This is a genomic window from Pelomonas sp. V22 (genome assembly GCF_030014915.1).
Taxonomy (GTDB): domain Bacteria; phylum Pseudomonadota; class Gammaproteobacteria; order Burkholderiales; family Burkholderiaceae_C; genus JAUASW01.
Genome location: NZ_JAGIXS010000008.1, coordinates 127,448 through 146,889, shown reverse-complemented (window position 1 = coordinate 146,889; position 19,442 = coordinate 127,448). Strand labels below are relative to the sequence as shown.

General features: G+C 67.3%; 15 protein-coding genes. 14 read left to right on the top strand and 1 reads right to left on the bottom strand.

Annotated features, from left to right (window positions below):
* Positions 1–18: 18 nt before the first annotated feature.
* The 3 genes from yidD (at position 19) to mnmE (ending at position 3,620) form a co-directional block, all read left to right on the top strand.
* Complete coding sequence (gene yidD, locus J7U46_RS21605; RefSeq protein ID WP_282829296.1) at positions 19–333, top strand: membrane protein insertion efficiency factor YidD; 315 nt, start codon at positions 19–21, stop codon at positions 331–333.
* The gene (gene yidC, locus J7U46_RS21600) at positions 330–2,024 is read left to right on the top strand and encodes a membrane protein insertase YidC (RefSeq protein ID WP_282829295.1); all 1,695 of its coding nucleotides are present in this window, start codon (positions 330–332) and stop codon (positions 2,022–2,024) included. Before yidD ends, yidC begins: the two co-directional genes overlap by 4 nt.
* Before the next feature lie 219 nt (positions 2,025–2,243).
* A complete protein-coding gene (gene mnmE, locus J7U46_RS21595; RefSeq protein ID WP_282829294.1) occupies positions 2,244–3,620 on the top strand; it encodes a tRNA uridine-5-carboxymethylaminomethyl(34) synthesis GTPase MnmE in 1,377 nt (458 codons plus the stop codon).
* A gap of 274 nt (positions 3,621–3,894) precedes the next feature.
* Here mnmE and J7U46_RS21590 read toward each other — a convergent pair whose 3' ends face one another.
* The gene (locus J7U46_RS21590) at positions 3,895–6,507 is read right to left on the bottom strand and encodes a TonB-dependent receptor (RefSeq protein WP_282829293.1); all 2,613 of its coding nucleotides are present in this window, start codon (positions 6,505–6,507) and stop codon (positions 3,895–3,897) included.
* Between the two features lie 235 nt (positions 6,508–6,742).
* Between J7U46_RS21590 and dgoD the strand changes: the two genes are divergently transcribed.
* The 11 genes from dgoD to J7U46_RS21535 all read left to right on the top strand — a co-directional run bounded on the left by dgoD (position 6,743) and on the right by J7U46_RS21535 (position 19,441).
* The gene (gene dgoD, locus J7U46_RS21585) at positions 6,743–7,891 is read left to right on the top strand and encodes a galactonate dehydratase (protein ID WP_282829291.1); all 1,149 of its coding nucleotides are present in this window, start codon (positions 6,743–6,745) and stop codon (positions 7,889–7,891) included.
* A gap of 2 nt (positions 7,892–7,893) precedes the next feature.
* Positions 7,894–8,832, top strand: a complete 939-nt coding sequence (locus tag J7U46_RS21580; protein ID WP_282829290.1) for a 2-dehydro-3-deoxygalactonokinase — start codon at positions 7,894–7,896, stop codon at positions 8,830–8,832.
* Positions 8,832–9,458, top strand: a complete 627-nt coding sequence (locus tag J7U46_RS21575; protein WP_282829289.1) for a 2-dehydro-3-deoxy-6-phosphogalactonate aldolase — start codon at positions 8,832–8,834, stop codon at positions 9,456–9,458. The genes J7U46_RS21580 and J7U46_RS21575 overlap by 1 nt, the downstream gene beginning before the upstream one ends.
* A 30-nt stretch (positions 9,459–9,488) precedes the next feature.
* Positions 9,489–11,954 carry a beta-galactosidase gene (locus J7U46_RS21570; protein ID WP_282829288.1) on the top strand — a complete coding sequence of 822 codons (2,466 nt, stop codon included), beginning with the start codon at positions 9,489–9,491 and terminating at the stop codon, positions 11,952–11,954.
* Positions 11,955–12,050: 96 nt separating this feature from the next.
* Positions 12,051–12,986: an SMP-30/gluconolactonase/LRE family protein gene (locus tag J7U46_RS21565; protein ID WP_282829287.1), complete on the top strand. Its 936-nt coding sequence runs from the start codon at positions 12,051–12,053 to the stop codon at positions 12,984–12,986.
* Positions 12,987–13,011: 25 nt separating this feature from the next.
* A complete protein-coding gene (locus tag J7U46_RS21560; RefSeq protein ID WP_282829286.1) occupies positions 13,012–13,995 on the top strand; it encodes an arabinose ABC transporter substrate-binding protein in 984 nt (327 codons plus the stop codon).
* A gap of 1 nt (position 13,996) precedes the next feature.
* Entirely contained in the window at positions 13,997–15,499 is a 1,503-nt protein-coding gene (gene araG, locus J7U46_RS21555; RefSeq protein ID WP_282829285.1) for an L-arabinose ABC transporter ATP-binding protein AraG, read from the top strand.
* A gap of 1 nt (position 15,500) precedes the next feature.
* Positions 15,501–16,490: an L-arabinose ABC transporter permease AraH gene (gene araH / locus J7U46_RS21550; RefSeq protein WP_282829284.1), complete on the top strand. Its 990-nt coding sequence runs from the start codon at positions 15,501–15,503 to the stop codon at positions 16,488–16,490.
* A gap of 106 nt (positions 16,491–16,596) precedes the next feature.
* Positions 16,597–17,721 carry a glycosyl hydrolase 53 family protein gene (locus J7U46_RS21545; protein ID WP_282829473.1) on the top strand — a complete coding sequence of 375 codons (1,125 nt, stop codon included), beginning with the start codon at positions 16,597–16,599 and terminating at the stop codon, positions 17,719–17,721.
* On the top strand, positions 17,718–18,491 hold the full coding sequence (locus tag J7U46_RS21540; protein ID WP_282829283.1) for an SDR family oxidoreductase: 774 nt from the start codon (positions 17,718–17,720) through the stop codon (positions 18,489–18,491). The genes J7U46_RS21545 and J7U46_RS21540 overlap by 4 nt, the downstream gene beginning before the upstream one ends.
* The gene (locus J7U46_RS21535) at positions 18,488–19,441 is read left to right on the top strand and encodes a LysR substrate-binding domain-containing protein (protein ID WP_282829282.1); all 954 of its coding nucleotides are present in this window, start codon (positions 18,488–18,490) and stop codon (positions 19,439–19,441) included. The genes J7U46_RS21540 and J7U46_RS21535 overlap by 4 nt, the downstream gene beginning before the upstream one ends.
* The last annotated feature ends 1 nt before the right edge of the window (position 19,442 follow it).

Sequence of the window (19,442 nt, the reverse complement as noted above, 5' to 3'; positions counted from 1 at the left end):
GGTATTCCCCGAGCGGCCATGGCTTTCTCCCTGCGCAAGCTTCCCCAACAGGCCTTGATCGGCCTGGTGCGGGGCTATCGCCTGCTGCTGAGCCCCTGGCTTGGCGCCTCCTGCCGTTTCTATCCGACCTGCTCGGCCTATTCGATCGAGGCTCTCGAGCGCCATGGCGCCTTGTGGGGCAGCGGTCTGACCGCATATCGGATCCTGCGCTGCAACCCCTGGTGCGAGGGCGGCCATGATGGCGTGCCCGAACATCCCCCCAAGTTGTTCAGCCGGCTGCTGCGCCGGACGGACGATTCCCGATCCCCTACCAATCCTGAAGCCTCCTCATGACTGATATACGCCGCACCGTGCTCTGGGTGGTGTTCACCATGTCGCTCGTCCTGCTCTGGGACGGCTGGCAGAAGCACAACGGTCACCCGTCGATGTTCAGCCCCGCGCCGGTGGCCAAGCAGGCTTCGGCCGCTGGCAGCGCCGCCAGCGTGCCGGTCGCTGCGGCGGCCTCTGGCGCCATTGCGGCAGCTCCGGGCGTAGCCCCGGCAGCCTCGGCCGCCGTGGTGGGTGAGAAGTTTGAAATCAGCACCGACCTGATCAAGGCCACGCTGGACACCCAGGGCGGCAGCCTGGTCCGCGTCGAGCTGCTGAAGCACAAGGACAGCGCTGACCGCAGCGGCCACGTGGTCGTGCTGGACGACGCCAACGGCCGCTTCTACAAGGCCGAGACCGGCCTGACCGGCGTGGCCGACGCGCCCTCGCACCTGACGCTGATGAGCGTGCAGCCCGGCGAGCGCGAGCTGAAGGACGGTGCCAACGCGCTGAGCGTGCGTTTCGAGTCGCCCGAGGCTGGCGGCCTGAAGCTGGTCAAGACCTACACCTTCAAGCGCGGCGAGTACGTGGTGACGGTCAAGCACGAGGTGCAGAACACCTCGGCCGCCGCCGTGACGCCGCAGCTCTACGTGCAGTTGCGCCGCGATGGCCATGTCGAGGCCAAGGCCTCGTCGATGGCGCCCAACTCCTTCACCGGCCCGGCGGTCTACACGGACAAGTCCAAGTTCCAGAAGATCGAGTTCGCCGACATCGACAAGGGCAAGGCCACCTTCGAGACCCGCGCCGAAGACGGCTGGGTCGCCATGGTCCAGCATTACTTCACCAGCGCCTGGCTGCGCAATGCCAAGGGCGACCGCGGCTTCTTCGTGCGCAAGCAGCCCGACGTGGCCACGCCGCAGTACGCGGTGGGCATGGTGTTCCCGCTGAGCCAGCTGGCTCCGGGCGCCTCGGCCACCACCGAAGACCAGCTCTTCGTCGGCCCGCAGGAAGAAAACAAGCTGGCCGAGCTGGCACCGGGCCTGCAACTGGTCAAGGACTACGGCATCTTCAAGGCGCTGTCGCAGCCGCTGTTCTGGCTGCTGGACCAGCTGCACAAGATCATCGGCAACTGGGGCTGGGCCATCGTCGTGCTGGTGGTGCTCTTGAAGATCGCCTTCTACTGGCTGAACGCCAGCGCCTACCGCAGCATGGCCAAGATGAAGGCCGTGGGCCCGCGCATCCAGGAGCTGCGCGAGCGCCTGAAGGACAAGCCGCAGCAGATGCAGCAGGAGATGATGCGCATCTACAAGGAAGAGAAGGTCAACCCCATCGGTGGCTGCCTGCCGATCTTCCTGCAGATGCCGTTCTTCCTGGCCCTGTACTGGGTGCTGCTGTCCAGCGTCGAGATGCGCGGTGCGCCGTGGATCCTGTGGATCACCGACCTCTCGCAGCCTGACAGCCTGTTCGGCCACTTCCTGGGCGCGCCCATCGGCCTGCTGCCCATCCTGATGACCGCGACCAGCGTGCTGCAAGTTGCGCTGAACCCCAAGGCACCGGACCCGATGCAGCAGAAGATGATGTGGATCATGCCGCTGGCCTTTGGCGTGATGTTCTTCTTCTTCCCGGCCGGCCTGGTGCTGTACTGGCTGGTCAATAACGTCCTGTCGATCGCCCAGCAATGGATGATCAACAAGCAGCTGGGCGTCTCCAACAAGTAAGCCTGCCGCCGGCAATAAGCCACGAAGCCCCCAGCGCACCCCGCGTCTGGGGGCTTTTTTCTTGACCGGCCGCCGCCTTTAATAGGGCTCATGCGGGGCGCGAATTCCGGGCGGCGACAGCCAATCTGAATCGAAGGCGCGAGTTCAGAGCTTACGAAAGCAACTGATCCGGCCTCCCCCGCGCCATATTCAAAAGACAGCATCGGGGACAATCGCCCGATGCTTGCTCGCCACCAAGACCCCATCGCCGCCATCGCCACCGCCCCCGGGCGCGGGGCTGTCGGCATCGTGCGGGTCTCGTCGCCGCAAGACCTGACCCCCCTCGTCGAAGCGATCTGCGGCCGGCCGCTCAAGGCGCGCGAGGCGAGCTACCTCCCTTTCCGTTCGGCCGCTGGCGATGCCATCGACCAGGGTCTGGCCCTGCTGTTCCCGGCGCCGCACTCCTACACCGGCGAGCATGTGCTGGAGCTGCAGGCGCATGGCGGCCCCGTCGTGCTGCAGCTGCTGCTGGCACGCTGCATGGAAGCCGGCGCTGAGATGCGGGTGCGCCTGGCTGAGCCCGGCGAGTTCACGCAGCGGGCCTTCCTGAACGGCAAGCTGGATCTGGCGCAAGCCGAGGCCGTGGCCGACCTGATCGATGCCAGCACCGAGGCCGCCGCACGCAGCGCCAGCCGCGCCTTGTCGGGCGCCTTATCCGATGAAGTCGGCAAGCTGCGCGACGCCTTGATCAACCTGCGCATGCTGGTCGAGGCCACGCTGGACTTCCCGGAAGAAGAAATCGACTTCCTCGAGCAGGCCGATGCCCTCGGCCGCCTCGCCCGCCTCTCCGCACAACTCGACCGCGTGCTGGATCGCACCCAGCAAGGCGCGCTCCTGCGCGAAGGCATCAAGGTCGTGCTCGCCGGCCAACCCAACGTCGGCAAGAGCTCGCTCCTGAACGCGCTGGCCGGCGCCGAGCTGGCCATCGTCACACCCATCCCGGGCACCACGCGCGACAAGGTCAGCCAGACCATACAGATCGAGGGCGTGCCCCTGCACATCAGCGACACCGCCGGCCTGCGCGAGACCGAGGACGAGGTCGAGCGCATCGGTGTGGCGCGCAGCTGGGAGGCAATCAGCGATGCAGACGTGGTGCTCTTCCTGCACGACCTCGGCCGCCTGGGCCAGAGCAACTACGAAGCCGAAGACAAGCTGATTGCAGAGCGCCTCGCTGGCGTCGATCCGAGCCGCATCCTGCAGGTCTACAACAAGGCTGACGTTCCACATGGGCGTGACCTGCCCGCGACAGCGCTCACCCTGTCCGCGAAGACCGGTGCGGGCCTGGACGCGCTGCGCCAGCGCTTGCTCCAGCAAGTCGGCTGGCACGCGACGCCCGAGGGCCTCTTCATCGCCCGCGAGCGCCATGTGCAGGCCTTGCGCCGCACGCAGGAGCATCTGGCCATGGCCCATGCCGTTTCGGTGCAAAAGCCTCCCGCCCTGGACCTGCTTGCTGAAGAGCTGCGCCTCGCGCACGACGCCCTCGGCGAGATCACCGGCGCCTTCACCGCCGACGAGCTGCTGGGCGTCATCTTCAGCAGTTTTTGCATAGGCAAATAGTCCCGGCCCTTCGCGGGTTTCAGCCCCACAACTCCACCGGACTGGCGATGCAGCCTGCCTCGTAGCGCACCGCCGGCTCGCAGTCGCGGGCCAGCCAATATTCCCCCGGCAGCCTGCGCGTGAATCTCGCCGAGCTGCCTTACCGGCATCTGAAGCGGCCGCTGTGGCCGCTGGATCTTCAGGGCTGAGCAGCCAAGGTTGGCAAGAAAAAGAAGCGGCGCGAGCGATTAACTGGTCACTCGCGCCGCTCACAAAGCCCCTCGCGGGGCCCGACTCACAGCTTGTAGCTGATCCCCACATTGAAGCGCCGGCCGAACTCGGTCACTTCCTGCTGGTAGCGGTTGTTGCCGCTGGTGTAGACGGCCTTCTGATTGGTGAGGTTGTCGACGCCGAAGCGCAGTTGCAGCTGGCTGCTCAGTTGCTTGGACAGGTTGAGCGTCACATAGGTTTCGGCACCGTTGACGATCAGCTGGCCCGAGGTCCAGGTGGGGTTGCGCACGAACTCGCTGTGGTAGTTGGCCGAGAGGCGCGCCTCGAAGCCGTCTTTGGCGTACCAGAGCGTCAGGCCGCCGTTGTGCTTCATCAAGCCTTCAATGGGGAAGGGGTTCACCGCCGGCATGTTCTCCTTCACGTTGCTGTGCGTGTAGGCGTAGTTGCTGTAGATGCCGAAATCGTTGAACGGCGCCGGCAGCGGGCTTTGGTAGACCAGCTCGATGCCGTCCACGTTGCCACCCTTGCCGTTGACCGAGCGCGTGATGTTGGCGGCGCGGCCATCGATGCTGGTGGCATCTGAGGTGATGCCGATGTAGCGACTTAGCTTCTTGTAGAACAGGCCGGCCGAGAGCAGGGAGCTCTTGGCGAAGTACCACTGGTAGGCCACGTCCAGCTGGTCGGCCAGCATGGGCTTGAGCCCGGGGTTGCCGGCGCTGCCGGTGATGGGCATGGCGGGGTTGGTGTCGATGTTGAGGTTGCGCGAGCCGCGCATTTCGTCCAGCGGCGCGCGCGTCATCGCGCGGGCCAGGCCCACGCGGATCTGGCGCTCCTGGTTGGCATCGAGGCCGAAGATCAGGTTCAGGCTGGGCAGTACCTCGGTGTAGCTGGTGCCGCCCTGCGTGGCCGTGGGCGCGGCGCCGTTGAGCGACTGCATGCCGGCGCCGGTCTGGCGGGTGTGCACCAGGCGCAGGCCCAGGTTGCCGCGGTAGGGCAGGCCGGCGAAGTCGCCGTCCAGGTCGGCCTGGGCATAGGCCGAGCTGCTGCGCTCGGTCACCTTCCAGCCGGCCAGCAGGTCCCATTGCGTGGGCGCGCGGCCGGCGGCGCTGAAGGCATCGGCGCCGAAGACGGAGGCCGTCGTGCCCTCGAAATCCTTCAAGGCGATGAAGGGCGCGAGGCCGCTGACGTTGACCGTCTCGAAGGCCGAGTTGGCGACCGTGCTCTTCGGGTCCACGCTCCAGGTGGTCTGGTGGTAGCGCTTCTCGCGGTCGCTGAAGCGGGCGCCGAGCTTGAGGCTTTTGAAGTCGCCGAACTTCAGCGCAGTGGAGGCGCTCAGTGCCAGCGCATCGAGCCGGTCCTTGATGTGGCCGTCGGTGTCCACGTAGAGCGTGGGCTGGCTGAAGGTGGCGGGGTTGCCGGAGTCCTGGCCGATCTTGAAGTTCTGCACCTCGTTGCCGGTGAAGGACCAGGTCAAGGTGGCGCCGCTGTTGGCCCATTGGCGCACGTCGCGCCACTGGCTGGCCCGCGAGGCCTGCGAGGTCGAGAGGTCGGCCTCCAGCTTCCACTCGCCGGCGTTCAGCTTGGCGTTGATGCCGCCGGCCGTGGTCTTGTTGTCCTGCACCCAGACGTAGTCATTGGTGGTCAGGCCCACGTCCTTGACGGTGGCGCCCACTACATAGCCGTCGCGGATGTCGACGTTGCTGTAGTTGCCCTTTTGCCAGCCGTCCCAGTTGCCCACATCGCCGGTCCAGTGCTGCAGGCCGGGCTCGTAGATCGCGGCCTTGGCGAAGTAGGCGTCGGCGGTGACGAAGAGCTCGGGCGTGGCCTTCAGCTCCACCTTGCCGAGCAGGCTCGTGCGCTTGTCGGTGCCGCGCTTGACGTCGGTGCCGAAGCCCCAGGGCGTCTTGTCGACCTTGCCGTCGCCGTTCAGGTCGCCGGAATGGTCTTCGTTGAAGCCCCAGTGCTTGACGTTCTTCTGCAGCGAGGGCTGGTCCTGGTAGCTGAAGGCCAGCGCGACGCCCAGCGTCCGGTTGTTGAACTGGTCGACGTAGATGCCGCCGAGGCGCGGCGCGGTCTTCTTGGCGCCGGCGATGTCGGTGGCGAGCTGGTAGTAGAGGCCGTCCAGCTTGACCGAGGCCTGGCGCTCGCGGAAGTTCAGGGGCGAGACGGTCTGCAGGTCGATGGTGGTGGCCACGCCGCCTTCGGCCAGCTCGGCCGATTGCGTCTTGTAGACGGTGGCGCCGCTGATTGACTCCGACGGGAACTGCTCGAATCGCACCGCGCGGCCCGGCTCGCTGGAGGCGAGCTCGCGGCCGTTCAAGGTGGCGCCGATGAAGCGCGGGCCGAGGCCGCGCGCAATCACCTGGCTCGCGTTGCCACGGTCGAGGCCCGAGGAGAGGCCGGGCAGGCGGGCCAGGGTTTCGGCGATGGTGGTGTCGGGCAGCTTGCCGATGTCTTCCGAGGCGATCACCTCGACCATGCTGTTGGAGGCTTCCTTCGCATCCAGCGCCTGGCGCACCGAGGCGCGGATGCCGGTCACGACCACGGTTTCCAGGTCGGCCTTGGGGGCCGAGGCGGGCGTGGCCGGCGTGGCAGGGACAGGCGCGGTCTGGGCCAGGGCCACGGCCGGCAGCATGAACATCGCCTGGATCAGCGAGGCGAGGGGTTTCTTGCGCATGGTGTCTCCATCTTGTTGATTTGCTTCAGGCATCCCGACGGACTTGCCTTGCGTTCATGCTACGAAGCCGGCGAGATGCCGAGATATCAATTAATTGCTCACGTCTATGCGCATTTCGCAAGCCTCCGATCCAACCCGCTTGCTATGTGAAGACGAGATAGCTGACGATCAACAAAGCATATTTCGCAGCTAGGTTCCAACCCTAAGCTGGCGCCATCACTGCACCGCTGGCCCCATGAAGATCACCAAGCTCACCACCTACCGTCTGGCCCCACGCTGGATGTTCCTGAAGATCGAGACCGATGCCGGCATCACCGGCTGGGGCGAGCCCGTGATCGAGGGCAAGGCCCGCACGGTCGAGGCGGCGGTGCATGAGTTTGAGCCCTATCTGATCGGCCAGGACCCGAGCCGCATCAACGACCTCTGGCAGGTGATGTACCGCGGCGGCTTCTACCGCGGCGGCGCCATCCTGATGAGCGCCATCGCCGGCATCGACCAGGCGCTGTGGGACATCAAGGGCAAGGCGCTCGGCGTGCCGGTCTACGAGCTGCTCGGCGGCCTGGTGCGCGACAAGATGAAGGTCTATTCCTGGGTCGGCGGCGACCGCCCGGCCGATGTGATCGCCGATATCAAGCGCCTGCGCGAAGGCGGCTTCGACACCTTCAAGATGAATGGCAGCGAGGAGATGGGCCTGATCGACAGTGCCGCCAAGGTCGACGCGGCCGTGGGCCGCATCGCCGAGATTCGCGCCGCCTTTGGCCACGAGATCGAGTTCGGCATCGACTTCCACGGCCGCATCGCCGCGCCCATGGCCAAGGTGATGCTGCGCGCGCTGGAGCCCTACCGGCCGCTGTTCGTCGAGGAGCCGGTGCTGGCAGAGCAGGACGAGACCTATGCCCGCCTGGCCGAGCACACGGCCATTCCGCTGGCGGCCGGCGAGCGCATGTACTCGCGCTTCGAGTTCAAGCGGGTGTTCCAGGGCGGTGGCCTCTCCATCGTTCAGCCCGACCTCTCGCATGCTGGCGGCATCACCGAATGCCTGAAGATCGCCAGCATGGCCGAGGCCTATGACGTGGCGCTCGCCCCGCATTGCCCGCTCGGCCCCATCGCCCTGGCCGCCTGCCTGCAGGTGGACTTCGTCTCGCACAACGCTGTGCTGCAGGAGCAGAGCATGGGCATCCACTACAACAAGGGTGGCGAGCTGCTCGACTACGTGCTGAACAAGGACGATTTCCATATCGAGAACGGCTACATCAAGCCGCTGACCAAGCCGGGCCTGGGCGTCGAAGTGGATGAAGCGCGCGTGATCGAGGCCAGCAAGACGGCGCCCGATTGGCGCAATCCCTTGTGGCGCCATGCGGACGGCAGCGTCGCGGAATGGTGAGCGTGACCTCCTTTCCCCGCGAGACGCGCCTGATCGGCCTGGACTGGGGCAGCTCCAGCCTGCGTGCCATGCTGATCGATGGCGAGGGCCAGGTCTTGCTCTCGCGCCAATCGACGCAAGGTGCGTCCACGCTGCACGGCGGCCCGGCCGCCTTCAGCGCGGCACTCGATGAACTGATCGGCGACTGGCATGCGACGGGCCAGCCGCTGCTCGCCTGCGGCATGGTCGGCAGCCAGCATGGCTGGCGCGAGGTGCCCTATGCAGCCTGCCCGGCCGATGCAAGAGCCCTGGCGACCGGTGCCCTGGCGGTGGACTGGCGCGGCCGCTCGGTGCGCCTGCTGCCGGGCCTGCGCTGCGACACCGAAGCCGGCCCGCCCGACGTGATGCGCGGCGAAGAAACGCAGGTGCTCGGAGCGCTGGAGCTGCTGCCCGAGCTGGCCGCGCGCAGCTGCATCGTCATGCCCGGCACGCACAGCAAGTGGGCGCAGGTGGTCGACGGCACCGTGCGCAGCTTCGCCACGCAAATGACCGGCGAGCTCTATGCCGTGATGCGCCAGCATTCGGTGCTGGGCCGTTTGATGCTGGCCGATCCGCAGCCCGACCTGCTCGCCTTTGCCGAGGGCGTGCGCGCCGCGCGAGACCATGGCGAGCTGGGTCTGCCGCACCAGTTGTTTGCGGTGCGCACCCTGGGCCTCACGGGCCGCCTGGCGCACGAAGCCCTGCCCGACTATCTCTCCGGTCTCTTGATCGGCCACGAGCTGCGCGCCGGCCTGCAGGCCCGTGACGCCAGCGCGCCGCTGGTGCTGCTGGGCGAACCGGCCCTGTGCCAGCGCTATGTCAAGGCGCTGGACCTGTTCGGGGTGGGCGAAGTGCAGGTCCTGCCCAATACCGCCGCCGCCGGCCTGTGGCGCATCGCCCAGGTGGCGCGAGGAGTGCTCTGATGTTGCAAGACAAATTCGACGCGGCCTTTGCCGCCTTGCCCCTGGTCGCCATCCTGCGCGGCATCAAGCCGACCGAGGTCGAGGCGATTGCGATGAGCCTCTACGAAGAAGGCTTTCGTCTCATCGAGGTGCCGCTGAACTCGCCGCAGGCCTTTGATTCGATCACCAAGCTCGCCCGCTGCCTGCCCGCCGATGCGGTGATGGGCGCCGGCACGGTGCTGAGCACCGGCGCGGCCGACAAGGTGCGTGATGCCGGCGGCCAGCTGGTGGTGATGCCGCATGCCGACACCCGCGTGGTCTCGCATGTCAAGGCGCAGGGCCTCTTGTGCGTGCCCGGCGCCGCCACGCCCACCGAGGCCTTTGCCTGCGTGGAGGCGGGGGCCGATGCGGTCAAGCTGTTCCCGGCCGAGCTGGTCACGCCGCAGGTGGTGAAAGCCATGCGCGCGGTGCTGCCCGCCAGCCTGAAGCTGCTGCCGGTGGGTGGCATCACGCCCGAGACCATGGGTGCTTTCCGCGCTGCGGGTGCTGCGGGCTTCGGCCTCGGTGGCGCCTTGTATGCGCCGGGTTTCAGTGCGGGCGATGTGGCCCAGCGGGCGCGCGCCTTTGTGACGGCCTGGCGCGGCTGAAGACGAGCCAAGAAAAACAGGAGACAAGCGATGAAGAAGAGAGAGACCGCGGGCGCCATCGCCCTGGCGGCAGCGCTGTGCTGCTTGCCGCTCCATGCCGAGACCTTGCTGCAGGTCGACGCCAGCGCGCCCGTGGCCGCGCCCACCACCGGCCACCTGAAGCTCGGCAGCTCGGTGTCTCCGAAAGGCGAGCGCCTCGCCGTCAACAACCAGTACCTCAGCCTCAACGGCCAGCCCTGGCTGCCGGTGATGGGCGAGTTCCACTACACGCGCAGCCCGGCCGAGAGCTGGGAGGCCGAGCTGAACAAGATGAAGGCGGCCGGCATCGACATCGTGGCCAGCTATGTGATCTGGAACCACCATGAGCTGAATGAAGGCCAGTTCAACTGGCAGGGCAACCGTGACCTGCGCCGCTTTGTGCAGTTGGCCGCCAAGGCAGGCCTGAAGGCCGTGGTGCGCATCGGCCCCTGGTCGCATGCCGAGGTGAGATTCGGCGGCATCCCGGACTGGGTGGTCAACACCATGCCCACGCGCAGCAACGACGCGCAGTACCTGCGCCATGTCGAGCGTCTCTATGCGCAGATCGGCCAGCAGATCAAGGGCTTGCTCTGGAAGGACGGCGGCCCGGTGGTGGCGATCCAGATCGAGAACGAATACAACCTCACCGGCTCGGGCAAGGGCGCCGAGCACATCTCCACCTTGAAGCAGCTGGCGCTGAAGGCCGGCATGGATGTGCCGCTCTACACCGTGACCGGCTGGGACGGCACGGTCTACCCGTCCGGTGAAGTAACGCCGGTGTTCGGTGGCTACCCTGACGAGCCCTGGGGCCTGCCGACCACGGAGCTGCCGCCCAAGGAGACGCATGCCTTCCGCTTCGACAGCCGCGTCTCCGGCGACCTGGGTGCCCAGACCGCCGCCACCGCGCGCGGCACGGCCGAAACCGACATCGCGCTCACGCCCTTCCTCGGCGCGGAATACGGCGCCGGCCTGCCGGCCATGTACCGCCGCCGCACTCTGGTCTCGCCGGACGACATCGCGTCCATGCTGCCGGTGCAGCTGGGTTCCGGCGTCAACCTGCTGGGCTACTACATGTTCCACGGCGGCCGCAACCCGCTGGGCGAGCACTCGCTGGAAGAAAGCACGGCCAGCGGCGGCTACAACGACACGCCGAAGATCAACTACGACTTTCAGGCACCGCTGGGCCCGGACGGCCAGCAGCGGGAGGTGCTGACGAGGTTGCGGCCCTTCCACTTGTTCCTGCAGTCCTACGGCGCGCAGCTCGCCACCATGACGGTGCGCAAGCCCGCCGTCGTGCCGCCGCATCCCACCGAGCTGACGACGCCGCGCTATGCCGTGCGCGCCAAGGGCGACAGCGCCTTCCTCTTCGTCAACAACCATGTGCGGCAGTACGCGATGCCGCAGTTCGCCGACGTGCGCTTCTCGGTCCAGCTGCCGGGCGGCACGCTCACGTTCCCGCAGCAGGCGTTGACGATCAAGAACGGCGACTACTTCGTCTGGCCGATCAACCTGGACCTCGATGGCACGCGCCTCAGCTATGCCACGGCCCAGCCGGTGACGCGCTTCGACGCGGGCAGCGAGGGCCTCCTCCATGTGTTCAGCGCGGCCGCCGCCCAGCCGGTGGAGCTGGCCTTCAGCGCGGCCGATGCGGCCTTTGTCGAAGCACCGGGCGCCACGCGCCGCGAGGTGACCGGCGAGGACCGGGTGGTGTTCGGCGGCTTCAAGCCGGGCACGGCGCCAGCACTCACGATCAAGAAGCCCGGCCGGCGCCCGGTGCAGCTGCTCGTGCTGACGGCGGCGCAAAGCCAGCAGCTGGTGCGCGGTGAGTTCGCCGGCCAGCCGCGCCTGCTGCTGTCCGCGCAGCAGCTGTGGACGCAGGGCGGAAAGCTGGAGCTGCGCAGCAGCGGCGAGGCGCGCCTGCGTTTCGCCATCTACCCGGCGCTGGCCAAGGCGCCGCAGGCCAATCTCGCGCTGAAGCCGGCCGGCCGCGACGGCCTGTTCCAGGTCTACGAGGCCGAGGCCCCGGCGCGCACGCTCGCCGCCAGCTTCACCCAGACCCGTGCCGCCCAGGCCGCCCCGCCCATCATGAAGGGCGGCCTCGCCAAGGCGGCGCTGCAGCCCATCCCCGAGGCCTTTGCGGCCGCCGCCAGCTGGCAGCTCACACTGCCCGCCGATGCGCTGAAGGGTCTGGACGACGTGCTGCTGGAGGCCGACATCGTCGGCGACATTGGCCGCCTCTACAGCGGCACCCGCATGCTGGACGACTGGTACTACTTCGGCCCCACCTGGCAGATCGGCCTGAAGTCGCTGGGCAAGGCCGCCGCCGGGCCGCTGAGCCTCTCGGTGCTGCCGCTGCGTGCCGATGCGCCCATCTACCTGCCGCGCGAACACCGCCCGGACTTCGCCGGCCAAAAGCAGATCGCCGCGCTGCGGGGGCTGACGCTGACGCCGGTCTATCGCCTGACGGTGGCCCCCTGAGCTATACGACTTCTGGATAGATAAGCCGCAACAAGCGATTGGTCGGATATGTTCCGACCCGGTAACTTCTCATTCTTGAGAGACGGAGACATCAGCGTGCCCTCGGAAGCTTTGAGCGTTAACAACCTGCAGCTGGCCCACGCCCACAGCGCCACGCTGGGAGAGGGCATCCAGTGGCATGGCGCGAGCCGGCGCTGGTGGTGGACCGACATCGAGGGCGCCCAGCTTCATGCCTGGTCGGCCGACACCGGCGCGGCCCTGAGCTGCCGCCTGCCCGACCGCCTGGGCTGCTTTGCCCACACCCGCTCCGGCAAGCTGATCCTCGGCCTGGCCAAGCGCCTGTGCCTGGGCTCCCTGACCGACCCGCTGGCCCAGGGTGCCATCAACATGGCGCTGCAGCAGCTGGCGGCGGTGGACCCGGCCGAGAGCCGCACCCGCGTCAACGACGGCCGCTGCGACCGGCGCGGTTACTTCGTTTTCGGCACCATGAACGAGGCACCGGAGAGAAGGCCCATCGGCAGCTTCTACCAATACTCGCTGAAGCATGGCCTGCGCCGCCTGGCCCTGCCGGCGGTGGCGATTGCCAACAGCGTGTGCTTCAGCCTCGACGGCCGCACGATGTACTTCTGCGACACGCTAAGCCGCGTGATCCAGCAATGCGATTACGACGCTGAAGCCGCGCAGGTCAGCAACATCCGTCCCTTCGTGGCGGTGAGCGACCCGCATGCCTGGCCCGACGGCTCGGCCATCGACGCCGAGGGCTGTTTGTGGAACGCGCAATGGGGCGCCGGCCAGGTCGTCCGCTATTCGCCAGCGGGCGAGTTGTTGCAGCGCTTTGGCGGTGCTGCGCCGCACAGCAGCTGCCCGGCCCTCGGCGGCCCCAACGGCGATGAGCTGATGCTTACCACCGCCCGTGCCGACCTGAACCGCGAGGCCCTGGCCGCCGCGCCGCAATCCGGCAGCCTGTTCGGCCTGCGCCTGCCGCAGCCACTCGCCGTAACCGAAACCTTGTTTGACGACGAGCCGGTCTGAGCTCGCGAAATCGGAGACAACGCCCATGATCCAACGCAGAACCCTCGCCCTCGCCACGCTGGCCGCCCTGGCCTCGTTCACGGCCCACGCAGCCGAGCCCATCAAGATCGGCTTCCTCGTGAAACAGGCCGAGGAACCCTGGTTCCAGGATGAATGGCGCTTTGCCGAGCAAGCCGCCAAGGAGAAGGGCTTCACCCTCGTGAAGATCGGCATCCCCAATGGCGAGAAGATGATGGCCGCCATCGACAACCTGGCCGCGCAGAAGGTGCAGGGCTTCGTCATCTGCGCGCCCGACGTGAAGCTGGGCGCCGCCGTCTCGCGCGCCGCCAAGCGCCACAAGCTCAAGGTGATGTCGGTGGACGACCAGCTGGTGGACGGCGCTGGCAAGCCGATTGCCGACATCCCGCACATGGGCATCTCCGGCTACGAGATCGGCAAGCAGGTGGGCCAGGGCCTCGCGGAGGAGATCAAGGCGCGCGGCTGGAACCTCGCCGAGGTCGGCGCACTGCGCATCGCCTTCGACCAGCTGCCCACCGCGCGCGAGCGCACGCAGGGCGCGCTCGATGCGCTGAAGGCCGCTGGCCTGCCGGCCGCCAACCTCGTCGATGCGCCGCAAGCCAAGACCGACACCGAGAGCGCCTTCAACGCTGCCAACATCGCCTTCACCAAGAACGCCAAGTTCAAGCACTGGGTGGCCTTTGGCCTCAACGACGAAGCGGTGCTCGGTGCCGTGCGCGCGGGCGAGGGCCGTGGCCTGAAGCAGGACGCGATGCTCGGCATCGGCATCGGCGGCAGCCAGACGGCGCTGAACGAGTTCTCCAAGCCCACGCCCACGGCCTTCTTCGGCACGGTCCTGATCAGCCCCAAGCGCCATGGCTACGAGACGGCGCTGAACGTCTATCAATGGGTGGCTGAGAACAAGCAGCCGGCTGCGCTGACGCTGACCAGTGGCACCCTCATGACGCGCAAGAACCAAGCCGAAGTCCGCAAGCAGATGGGACTGCAGTGAGATGACCCCCGTCCTGCAGTTCGAGAACGTCACCAAGACCTTCCCCGGCGTCAAGGCGCTGAACGGGGTCAGCTTCGAGGCGCGGGCGGGCCAGGTCCATGGCCTGCTGGGCGAGAACGGTGCCGGCAAGAGCACGCTTCTCAAGATCCTCGGTGGCCAGTACCGCCCGGATGGTGGTCGCCTGCTCCTGAATGGCAAGCCCTGCGACTTCTATTCGGCCGGTGATGCCATCGCCGCCGGCATTGCGGTGATCCATCAGGAGCTGCAGTACGTGGCCGAGCTGACCGTGGCTGAGAACGTCTTGCTGGGCCGCTTGCCAACACGCTTCGGTCTCGTGGACCACGCCGCCGCACGCAAGCTGGTGGCCGAGAAGCTGGCCAGCATCGGCGTCGATCTGGACCCGGCGGCCAGGCTGTCGGAGCTGTCGATCGCGCAGCGCCAGATGGTCGAGATCTGCAAGGCCGTGATGCAGGATGCCCAGGTCATCGCCTTCGACGAGCCGACCAGCAGCCTCTCGCACCGCGAGAGCGAGATCCTGTTCCGCCTGGTGCGTTCGCTGCGCGCCGAGGGTCGGACCCTGATCTACATCTCGCACCGGCTCGAGGAGCTGTACGCGCTTTGCGATGCCTGCACCATCTTCCGCGACGGCCGCAAGGTGGCCACGCATCCGGTGATGGCCGAGGTCTCCCGCGAGCGCCTGATCGCCGACATGGTGGGCCGCGAGCTGCAGGACATTTATGACTACCGCGAGCGCCCGGCCAAGGAGGAGCGCCTGCAGGTGAAGGATTTGCGCAGCAAGGAGCTGCCGCATGGCTTGTCCTTCAAGGTGCGTGGCGGCGAAGTGCTGGGCTTCTTCGGCCTCGTGGGCGCCGGCCGCAGCGAGCTGATGCGCCTGCTCTACGGCGCGGACAAACGCACCGGGGGCCAGGTCTTGCTCGATGGCAAGCCGGTCAACGCATCCGGTCCGGCTGCGGCCATCGCCGCCGGCATCGTGCTGTGCCCCGAGGACCGCAAGGAGCAGGGCATCCTGGCCCAGAGCTCGGTGGCCGAGAACATCAACATCAGCTGCCGCCGCCATGGCTTGCTCGGCGGCATCTTCCTGCGCCACCGCCGCGAGGCCGAGCTGGCCGATGCCTTCATCAAGCGCCTGCGCATCAAGACCCCGAACCGCGAGCAGGAGATCCGCCTGCTCTCCGGCGGCAACCAGCAGAAGGTCATCCTGGCGCGCTGGCTGGCCGAGCCGGGGCTGAAAGTCCTGATCCTGGACGAGCCCACGCGCGGCATCGACGTGGGCGCCAAGAACGAGATCTACGGCCTGATCCACGAGGTGGCGGCCAGCGGCTGCTGTGTGATCGTGATCTCCAGCGAGCTGCCCGAGGTGCTGGGCATCTCGGACCGATTGATCGTCATGCGCGAGGGCCGCATCAGCGGCGAGCTCTCCCGCGCCGAAGCGAATGAAACCGCCGCCCTCGCGCTGGCCCTGCCCGACGAAGTCACCGCCTGACATGACTACCGCAACGAATACCTCTTCCCCGGCTACCGCCATGAATGCCAACCGAACCAAGGCCCTCCTGAAAGAGCACAGCATGACGCTGGGCTATGGCCTGCTCTTCATCGTGCTTGCCGCCACGGTGGAGAACTTCTTCTCGGCCGCCAACATCGTGGGCCTGATGCTCTCGGTGGCGCAGATCGGCATGGTGGCCTGCACCATGATGCTGTGCCTGGCCTCGCGCGACTTCGACCTCTCGGTGGGCTCCACCATCGCCTTTGCCGGCGTCCTGGGCGCCATCATTCTGGAGCGCACCGGCAGCACGGGCCTGGCCGTTGGCGGCGGGCTGCTGGCGGGCGCGCTGATCGGCGCTGGCAACGGCGTGCTGATTGCCTACCTGCGAGTCAATGCCTTGATCGCCACGCTGGCCACCATGCTGATGGTGCGCGGCCTGGCCTTCATCGTCTCCAAGGGCCAGGCGGTGGGCATTGCCGACGAGGGCTTCATCAGCTTCGGCGACACGCTCGTGTTCGGCCTGCCGCTGCCGGTGTGGCTGACCGCCGCCTGCTTCCTCGTGTTCGGCGTGCTGCTCAACCACACCGTGTTCGGGCGCAACACGCTCGCCATCGGCGGCAACCCCGAGGCTGCGCGCCTGGCGGGTGTGCGGGTCGAGCGGCTGCGTGTGTGGATCTTCCTGCTGCAGGGCCTGGTCACGGCCATGGCCGGCCTGGTGCTGGCCTCGCGCATCACCAGCGGCCAGCCGAATGCCGCCACCGGCTTCGAGCTGGACGTGATCTCGGCCTGCGTGCTGGGCGGCGTCTCGCTGCAGGGCGGCAAGGCGCGCATCTTCGGCGTGGTGATCGGCGTGCTGATCATGGGCACGGTCGAGAACGTGATGAACCTGATGAACGTGGACGCGTTTTATCAGTACCTGATGCGCGGCATCATCCTGCTGGCGGCCGTCTTGCTCGATCAACTCAAGACCCGAGGCGAGCGCCGTGTTTGATGGGCCCACCCCCGTACCGGCTTCGCCGGCCCCCTCAAGGGGGCACGCCCGACGGCCCGGCAAAGCCGGATCCTCGGGCGCCGCTTGGCTCGGGTTGTTGTTCGCGATGGTGTGTGGTGCTGCCCAGGCGCAGTTCCTCGCTGGCGGCGACATCTCCACGCTGAGCTGGATGGAGCGCGCCGGTGCCCGCTACAGCGACCGCCAGGGCAGGCCCGGCGACACGCTGGAGATCTTGAAGCGCTACGGCCACAACATCGCCCGCATCCGCCTCTACGACCAGACCGGCCCGGGCACCGGCGCCGAGGGCTGGCACTGGCCCCAGGCCTCGATGGACCTGCCCGATGTGCTGGCGCTGTCCAGGCGCGCTGCAGCGCAGGGCATGCAGATCCAGCTGACCCTTCACTACAGCGACTTCTGGACCAACTCCAAGACGCAGGACCTGCCGCATGCCTGGCAGCGCGAGCTGAAGAAATTGCCCGACGAGGGGGCACGCATGGCGCGGCTCACCGAGCTGGTGGGCGAGCGCACGCGCGAGGTGATGCAGGCCATGGTCAAGCAGGGCACGCCGCCGCAGTTCGTCTCGCTGGGCAACGAGATCGAGCACGGCATGCTCTATCCCTATGGCAAGGCCACCCCGGAGAACTGGCCGCGCCTGGCCCAGCTTCTGAAAGCCGGCCATGCGGCCGTCAAGCAAGTGAACCCAGCAAGCAAGGTCGTGCTGCACATCGATGACGGTGGCAACGAGGCCAAGTACCTCGACTGGTTCGGCCAGGCCCGCAAGCACGGCGTGCTGTGGGACGTGATCGGCTCTTCCTACTACCCCTTCTGGACCAAGAAGAACGTGACGCAGATGGTGGCTTTCAGCAAGACCATCACCGAACACTTCGACAGCGACCTGCTGGTGATGGAAGCCGGCTTCAACTTCGCGCCGACCAAGCCCGACGGCTGGCCCGGCCAGCTGGAGCACAACGGCCCGTATCCCGCCTCGATGAGCAGCCCGCAAGGCCAGCGCGACTTCATGGCCGAGCTGATGGGCGCGCTGAAGCAGACGCCACGCGTCATCGGCGTCCTCTACTGGGACCCGATCATGATCGCCACGCCCGGCGTGGGCTGGGCCGTGCGCGAGGGCTTGGGCGAGGCCGGCCCCAATGTGGTGAGCAACACCACGCTGTTCGACTTCAAGGGCCGGGCGCTGCCCGTGCTCGACATCTGGAAGCAATACACGCAATGAGCGGAACGAAAAGACTGCAAGGCAAGGTCGCGCTGGTGACCGGATCAACGTCGGGCATCGGCCGCGCCATCGTTCGGCGCTTCCTGGCGGAGGGCGCGCAGGTCGTCTTCAACAACCACCGCGACGATGAGACGGCGGCTTCTTCACGTGCCGAGTTCGGCGATGCGAATGCGCTGTTCGTCGAAGCCGACGTGGCCGATGCGGCCGCCGTGCAGCGCATGGTGGCGCAGGGCATCGAACGCTTCGGCCGCATTGACGTGCTGGTCAACAACGCCGGTGTGGACGTGTTTTCAGATCCCTTGAAGATGACGAGCGAGCAGTGGCAGCGCTGCTTCAGCATCGACCTCGAAGGCGTCTGGAACAACTGCCGCGCCGTGCTGCCCGGCATGCTGGAGCGTGGCGCAGGCAGCATCGTCAACATCGCCTCGGTCCATGGCCACAAGATCATTCCGGGCGCGTTTCCGTATCCGGTAGCCAAGCATGCCTTGATCGGCCTGACGCGTTCGCTGGGCATCGAGTACGCGGCATGCGGCGTGCGTGTGAACTCGATCTCGCCGGGGTTGATCATGAGCGAACGGGTGCAGGTGTGGCTCGATTCGCTGCCTGCAGAACAGCGGCAGCGCCAGGTCGACATCCTGCCCTGCAAGCGCGTCGGCGAGCCCGATGAAGTTGCCTACACTGCGCTCTTCCTGGCCAGTGATGAGGCGCGCTTCATCAATGCCACCGATATCCTGATCGACGGCGGCCGTTCCCAGCTTTATCACGAATGACCGACCCCCGCGCCAATCGCTTCGTCCGCTCGCACCTGAAGACCCGTCATCTGGTGCTGCTGGTCGAGCTCGGCCGGCATCGCTCCATCCTGCATGCGGCCCAGGCCGCCAACCTCACGCAGCCGGCGGCGTCCAAGCTGCTCGGCGAGCTGGAGCATGCGCTCGGCGTGCCGCTGTTCGAGCGCCTGCCGCGCGGCGTGCAGCCCACGCGCTATGGCGAGGTGATGATCCGCCGCGCCGGTGCGGCGCTGGCCGAGATGGACGCGGCGCACCAGGAGGTGATGGAGCTGCTGTCGGGCCTCTCGGGCCGCGTGGCCGTGGGCAGCGTGATGACGCCATCGAGCGGCCTCGTGCCTGAGGCCGTGCAGCGCCTGAAGCAGGAGCACAGCAAGGTGCAGGTGGCCATCACCGTGGACACCAGCAAGATCCTGATCCAGCGCCTGCGCGAGGGCCAGCTGGACCTGGTGATCGGCCGCATTCTCGACAGCGAATCGGCCGCCGAATTGAACTTCGAGCCCTTGACCGACGAGCCGCACAGCCTGGTCGTGCGCGCCGGCCATCCGCTGCTGGAACGCCAAGGCCTCACGCTCACGGACCTGGCCCGCGAGGGCTGGATACTGCCGCCGCCCGGCAGCATCCTGCGCGACCGCATCACGGCGCTCTTCCTCTCCCAGGGCCTGGACCAGCCGCAGGAGACGGTGGAGACCATCTCGCTGCCGGTGATCAGCAAGCTCCTGATCGGCACCGACATGCTGGCGCCGCTGCCCGAAGAGATGGTGCAGCCTTATCTGGACACCGGCCTGCTGGCCGTCCTGCCCTTCGAGCTGGGCCTGCGCATGGATGCCTACGGCATCGTCACCCGCAAGCAGCACCAGCTCTCGCCGGGCGCCGAGGCGCTGCTGCAGACGCTGCGCGAGGTGGCCTGGCAGCGCTACGGGCGGCGCAAGTAGC

Excerpts from the sequence above, each read along its gene's own strand:
- mnmE (WP_282829294.1), top strand. The coding sequence starts at position 2,244 with ATGCTTGCTCGCCACCAAGACCCCATCGCCGCCATCGCCACCGCCCCC.
- J7U46_RS21535 (WP_282829282.1), top strand. The coding sequence starts at position 18,488 with ATGACCGACCCCCGCGCCAATCGCTTCGTCCGCTCGCACCTGAAGACC.
- J7U46_RS21570 (WP_282829288.1), top strand. The coding sequence starts at position 9,489 with ATGAAGAAGAGAGAGACCGCGGGCGCCATCGCCCTGGCGGCAGCGCTG.
- J7U46_RS21575 (WP_282829289.1), top strand. The coding sequence starts at position 8,832 with ATGTTGCAAGACAAATTCGACGCGGCCTTTGCCGCCTTGCCCCTGGTC.
- yidC (WP_282829295.1), top strand. The coding sequence starts at position 330 with ATGACTGATATACGCCGCACCGTGCTCTGGGTGGTGTTCACCATGTCG.
- J7U46_RS21540 (WP_282829283.1), top strand. The coding sequence starts at position 17,718 with ATGAGCGGAACGAAAAGACTGCAAGGCAAGGTCGCGCTGGTGACCGGA.
- J7U46_RS21545 (WP_282829473.1), top strand. The coding sequence starts at position 16,597 with ATGGTGTGTGGTGCTGCCCAGGCGCAGTTCCTCGCTGGCGGCGACATC.
- J7U46_RS21560 (WP_282829286.1), top strand. The coding sequence starts at position 13,012 with ATGATCCAACGCAGAACCCTCGCCCTCGCCACGCTGGCCGCCCTGGCC.
- araH (WP_282829284.1), top strand. The coding sequence starts at position 15,501 with ATGACTACCGCAACGAATACCTCTTCCCCGGCTACCGCCATGAATGCC.
- J7U46_RS21590 (WP_282829293.1), bottom strand. The coding sequence starts at position 6,507 with ATGCGCAAGAAACCCCTCGCCTCGCTGATCCAGGCGATGTTCATGCTG.
- araG (WP_282829285.1), top strand. The coding sequence starts at position 13,997 with ATGACCCCCGTCCTGCAGTTCGAGAACGTCACCAAGACCTTCCCCGGC.
- yidD (WP_282829296.1), top strand. The coding sequence starts at position 19 with ATGGCTTTCTCCCTGCGCAAGCTTCCCCAACAGGCCTTGATCGGCCTG.
- dgoD (WP_282829291.1), top strand. The coding sequence starts at position 6,743 with ATGAAGATCACCAAGCTCACCACCTACCGTCTGGCCCCACGCTGGATG.